Origin of the sequence: Mycobacterium sp. (genome assembly GCF_049278535.1) — a bacterium.
Taxonomy (GTDB): Bacteria; Actinomycetota; Actinomycetes; order Mycobacteriales; family Mycobacteriaceae; genus Mycobacterium.
Genome location: NZ_JBAPMI010000108.1, coordinates 1 through 5,586 on the forward strand (window position 1 = coordinate 1; position 5,586 = coordinate 5,586).

General features: G+C 65.4%; 4 protein-coding genes. All 4 read right to left on the reverse strand.

What is annotated here, in order from left to right; genetic code table 11:
• The coding region (locus WAO18_RS07020) for a phosphopantetheine-binding protein (RefSeq protein ID WP_422205021.1) at nt 1-145 on the reverse strand (145 nt) is incomplete at its 3' end.
• A gap of 112 nt (nt 146-257) precedes the next feature.
• Nucleotides 258-1,166, reverse strand: a complete 909-nt coding sequence (locus WAO18_RS07025) for an ACP S-malonyltransferase (protein ID WP_422205017.1) — start codon at nt 1,164-1,166, stop codon at nt 258-260.
• Nucleotides 1,167-1,303: 137 nt separating this feature from the next.
• Nucleotides 1,304-2,593, reverse strand: coding sequence for a PucR family transcriptional regulator (locus tag WAO18_RS07030; RefSeq protein WP_422205019.1), 1,290 nt, complete (start codon nt 2,591-2,593; stop codon nt 1,304-1,306).
• Between the two features lie 51 nt (nt 2,594-2,644).
• Complete coding sequence (aceE, locus tag WAO18_RS07035) at nt 2,645-5,437, reverse strand: pyruvate dehydrogenase (acetyl-transferring), homodimeric type (protein ID WP_422205023.1); 2,793 nt, start codon at nt 5,435-5,437, stop codon at nt 2,645-2,647.
• Nucleotides 5,438-5,586: the final 149 nt, after the last annotated feature.

The following is a 5,586-nucleotide window of genomic DNA, read 5'->3' on the forward strand; positions in this document are numbered from 1 at the left end:
CGGCGATCTCCACCATCGACAGCGAGTCGATGTCCAGGTCGTCGACGAACGACTTCTCCGGGGTGATCTCCGAGGGCTCGATACCGGTGACCTCTTCGATGATCTCGGCGATACCGGCGATGATTTCTTCCTGGCTGACGGACACGATGTGTTTCCCTTCGTAATGTGTTGTGTACTACTGATTTACGTGCGTTATGCGGTTGTAGAAGCGGACAGGTTTGGTGCTTCTCGGCGTCACGGCCGAGATGATTCGCGGTTTACAGTTCGGTCAACCCGTCCAGGTCTGCGGGGGTCTTGACCGCACGATTCGGTACCCCGCGAAGTTCACGCTTGGCGATGCCGGACAGAGCCCCTGCCGGCGGGAACTCGACAATCGCCGTGACACTGCGCTGACGCAGAGTCTCTGAGCACAGATCCCAGCGCACCGGGCGAGTCAACTGTGCGACAAGCTTTTCCATGGCATCGGCGGCCGAGCTCACCGGTTGGCCGTCGCGGTTGGACAACAGCACGGCGGCCGGCTCGGCGGTCGCCACGTGCTGTGCCGCCGCCGAATAGCCGTCCAGGGCGGAGGCCATGAACTCGGTGTGGAAGGCGCCGGCGACGCCCAATGCGCGCACCCGGGCCTTTTCCGGCGGGTCTTCGGCGAGCTTGTCCAGCGCGGTCAACGGGCCGGCGGCCACGATCTGTCCGGCGGCATTGCGGTTGGCCGCCACCAGGTCGAGCTGTTCGAGTCGCGCGAGCACGTCGCCCTCGTCGCCACCGAGGACCGCCGACATTCCGGTCGGCTCGTTGGCACAGGCTTTGGCCATCTCCGCACCGCGGGTAGCGGCCAGCGCCACGGCGTCATCGGCGGAGATCACTCCGGCGATCGCGTAGGCGGCGATTTCACCGACCGAGTGGCCGGCGACGACTACCTCTTTATCGGCCAGCAGGCCCCGCGTCGTCAGTTCCTGGTGCGCGAGCAGCGTGGCGGCGACGATCAATGGCTGAGCGATCGCGGTGTTGGTGATTTCCTCCGTCGCGGCGGTGGTGCCCAGCCGCGCCAGGTCCAATCCGCTGGCCGTCGACCATGACGACAACCTGTCTGCGGCGCCGGGCAGTTCGAGCCACGGCGACAGCATCCCTTCCGTCTGCGACCCTTGTCCGGGCGCGAGTAATGCGATCACGTTCTTAAGGGAACACTGTGAAGACGTCTTTGCGCCGTGTAACAGATTATGAACCTTGTCTTATGTTTTTGTGGAGTCTCCACAAAAAGGCACGCGATGCGACGTGATCGATATCGTGTCGCAATCTGTCATCCGGCTTAAGCGGTCTCCGACGGCGCAATCAGGTCCTTTTCCACTGGCTGCGTGACAGGCGTCACTATGCCGCTGCCTCCGCTGGACTGCTGGGCCTGGTATGCGAGGTGCCCCACGGTCGCGGCCACCCGAAGGACATAAGCGTCGCGCGGCAGTGTGGGATCGCGGCCGGTGAAGTCGGCGATACGCCGCAGTCGGTAGCGCACGGTGTTTGGATGAACGAACAACTTGCGGGCGCAGGACTCGATCGCGCCGCCGCAGTCCAAATAGGCGTCCAGCGTCTCGCTAAGGGTGGGGCCGGCGTCGGCGAGCGGCCGCATCACGTCGGTGTGCAGCGCCGCGATGGCCGACGTATCGCCCATCAGGGCCCGCTCGGGCAGCAGCTCACGCGCCAGGACAGGGCGCGGTGCGCCGCGCCAGCCGGTCACGGCGTTCATCCCGGAGATCGCTTCGCTGGCGCTGTGGTAGGCCGCGGTCAGCATCGGCGCTGTCGGGCCGATCACCACTGGGCCCTCGGAGAACGCGTCCAGCAGCGCGGCGAAGACTTTGTCGGTCTGCGTCAACTGGCCGGACACAATTGCCACCAGATACGTGCCGTGCACGTCGGTCAGTGCCGCGCGGCCGTGACGTGCTGCGATATCCCGAACATCCTGGCTGGCGTGCTCTTCGCGGCCCGGTGGCGGCGTCCCCACCACCACCGTCGCCGGAGCGGTGGTGTCCCAGTTCAGGGCGGCCGCCCGAGACAACAGTTCAGGGCCGGTATCGCCGCGCACCACCGCGTCGACGACGCTGGCCTCCATCCGGCTGTCCCAGCTCCCGCGCGCCTCGGCGGCGTCGGCGTAGGCCGTGGCGGCGCTGAAGGCCAGGTCGCGGCTGTATTTGAGAATTCCGGTTGTCAGCGCGGTCAATTGTTCGTCAGACCGGGCCAGGAGCCGGGCAGCTTCTTCGAAGAACTCCATGGTGAAGCGCATCATGTCCACCCATTGACGCAGCGCGATCCGCCGCGTCAGATCCTGGGGCATAACTTCGAAGGCCCGCGCGGTGTAGCTGACGTTGCTACGCGGATCGCTCATCCACTCCACGAAACTGACGACCGCGGTCTGCACGACCAGTGCCACGCTGGCTCGCTGCGAGGCTTCCAATTCGGCGAAGAACGGCAGCCGGTCCTGCATTGCGGTCACCGCCTCGGTGGAAAACCGACCGGAATACTGCTTCAAGCCCCGTAGCAGCGACTCGGGAACGCTGTCCAACAGATCCAGCGTCGTCCGTGGCGTCGGAGACTGCTTGTTGACCATCCCTAAAAGCTACGCCGATTTTCTGGATGATTCCGCCAAAGGCGCGCGACTTTAGGCGCCCGGGCCTGGGTCGGAGGTCTGCGCAGGAGCGGCCTGTACGTCGTCGATGCGGTACTGCCGCGCGGCGGCCACCGGTACCGACGGGTCGATTTCACCGTCGCGAGCCAGCGCCTCCAGCACCGCCACCACCTGGGATTCGGCGTCCGTGTTGAAGTAGCGGCGCGCGGCAGGCCGGGTATCGGAGAAACCGAACCCGTCGGTGCCCAGCGTGACGTAGCTGCCCGGAACCCAGGGCCGGATCTGTTCGGGTACGGCGCGCATCCAGTCGGACACGGCAATGAACGGCCCCGTCGACTTGGCCAGGGCCTGCGTGACGAACGCCTGGCCGGCGGGCTGGTCGGGGTGCCGCAGCCGCTGCTTTTGGATGGCGACGCCGTCGCGGTTGAGTTCGCTCCAGCTCGTCACCGACCACACATCGGCGGCGACATCCCAGTCGGCGGCCAACATCTCGGCGGCCCGCAAAGCCGAGGGCATCGCGACGCCGGACGCCAGGATGCTCGCGGAGTTGGTGCGGCTTTCGGGGGCCGGGCGGAAGCGGTAGATACCTCGCAGCACTCCCTCGGGGTCGAAGTTCTCCGGCTCCGGCGGCTGCACGTACGGCTCGTTATAGATGGTGAGGTAGTAGCAGACGTTCTCGGGGTTTTCGCCATACATGCGGGCCAAGCCACATTCGATGATGTAGGCGATCTCGAAGGCGAAAGCGGGGTCGTAGGACAGCACCGCCGGATTGGTGGCCGCCAGCAGCAGCGACTGGCCGTCGGCGTGCTGCAGGCCTTCGCCGGTCAGCGTGGTGCGTCCGGCGGTGGCCCCGAGTAGAAAGCCGCGCGCCATCTGGTCGGCGGCGGCCCACAGCCCGTCACCGGTCCGCTGGAAGCCGAACATCGAGTAAAAGATGTAGATCGGGATCATCGGCTCGTTGTGAGTCGAATACGACGTGCCGACCGCGGTGAACGACGCAACCGAGCCGGCTTCGTTGATGCCCTCATGCAAGATCTGGCCGATTTCACTTTCCTTGTAGGCCAACATGAGATCGGCGTCGACAGCGGTGTACAGCTGGCCGTTGCGGTTGTAGATCTTCAGCGAGGGGAACCACGAGTCCATCCCGAACGTGCGTGCCTCGTCGGGGATGATCGGCACGATGCGCGGCCCGATTTCCTTGTCGCGCAACAATTCTTTGAAAGTCCGGACCGTCGCCATGGTGGTGGCGACTTCCTGATGTCCCGACCCCTTCTTCAGCGCCTGGTAAGCGTCGCGGCCCGGCAAGTGCAGCGTTTTGGTTTTGGTGCGCCGCTCGGGGACGAAGCCGCCCAGCGCGTGGCGTCGCTCGAGTAGGTAGCGGATCTCGGGGGCCTCCGGACCGGGGTGATAGTACGGGGGCAGGTAGGGGTCCTGTTCGATCTGCTCGTCGCTGATCGGGATGCGGATGGCGTCGCGGAAGTCCTTGAGATCTTGCAGCGCAAGTTTTTTCATCTGATGCGTCGCGTTGCGGCCCTGGAAGTGCGCGCCCAGCGAATAGCCCTTGATGGTCTTGGCCAGGATCACCGTCGGCTGACCGTGGTGGTCGACGGCGGCCCGGTAGGCGGCAAAGACCTTGCGGTAGTCGTGGCCACCCCGCTTGAGGTTCCAGATCTCGGCGTCGGTCATCTGCTCGACTAGTGCCTTGGTGCGTGGGTCGCGGCCGAAGAAGTGGTCGCGCACGTAGGCGCCGTCGTTGGCTTTGTAGGTCTGGTAGTCGCCGTCGGGCGTGGTATTCATCAGGTTCACCAGCGCGCCGTCGCGGTCGGCGTGCAGTAATGCATCCCACTCGCGGCCCCACACCACCTTGATGACGTTCCAGCCCGCACCGCGGAAGAACGACTCCAGCTCCTGAATGATCTTGCCGTTGCCGCGCACTGGGCCGTCGAGGCGCTGCAGGTTGCAATTGACGACGAACGTCAGGTTGTCCAGGCCCTCCAGTGCGGCCACGTGAGCCAGGCCTCGGCTTTCCGGCTCGTCCATCTCGCCGTCGCCGAGGAAGGCCCACACGTGCTGATCGGAGGTGTCCTTGATGCCCCGGTCGTGCAGGTAGTGGTTGAACCGGGCCTGATAGATCGCGTTCATCGGGCCCAGGCCCATCGACACCGTCGGAAACTCCCAGAAGTCGGGCATCAGCCGCGGGTGCGGGTAGGACGGCAGCCCGCCGCCGGGATGGCTGTGCTCCTGACGGAAGCCGTCCAACTGATCGGTGGTGAGCCGGCCCTCCAGGAAGGCCCGGGCGTAAATGCCGGGGGAGGCGTGGCCCTGAATGAAGACCTGGTCGCCGCCGCCGGGATGCGACTTGCCGCGGAAGAAGTGGTTGAAGCCGACCTCGTACAGCGCCGCGGACGATGCATAAGTCGAAATATGGCCGCCCACACCGACTCCCGGGCGCTGAGCGCGATGGACCATGATGGCTGCGTTCCATCTGATCCAGGCCCGGTAGCGACGCTCGACATCCTCGTCGCCGGGGAACCAGGGCTCCATCTCGGTCGGGATCGTGTTGACGTAGTCGGTCGATGTCAGCGCCGGCAGGGCAACCCGCTGTTCGCCGGCGCGCTCCAGCAACCGCAGCATCAGATAGCGGGCCCGGGCCGGACCCGAGCGCTCCAGCAGGTCGTCGAAGGACTCCAGCCACTCGGCGGTTTCCTCGGGATCGATGTCCGGCAGATAGGACGCAACGCCTTCGCGAATCACCCGCACGCGGTCGGGTTCGCTTGTGCCGGTTGGATTCTTCGCCAGATCGTGGCGGACGAATTCGGTGGTCAACGCACTACTCCTTGTTTGACGGCTGGTCGGCTTGTGGCTGAGCGAGCCGTCGCGGATTGACGTCTTCGGGTTTGGGTCGGTGATGTGGCCCTTGTCGGGGTTGCTCCTATCGTGCCGCACCGGGTGTCGCCCCGCGTAGTCCCCATCGA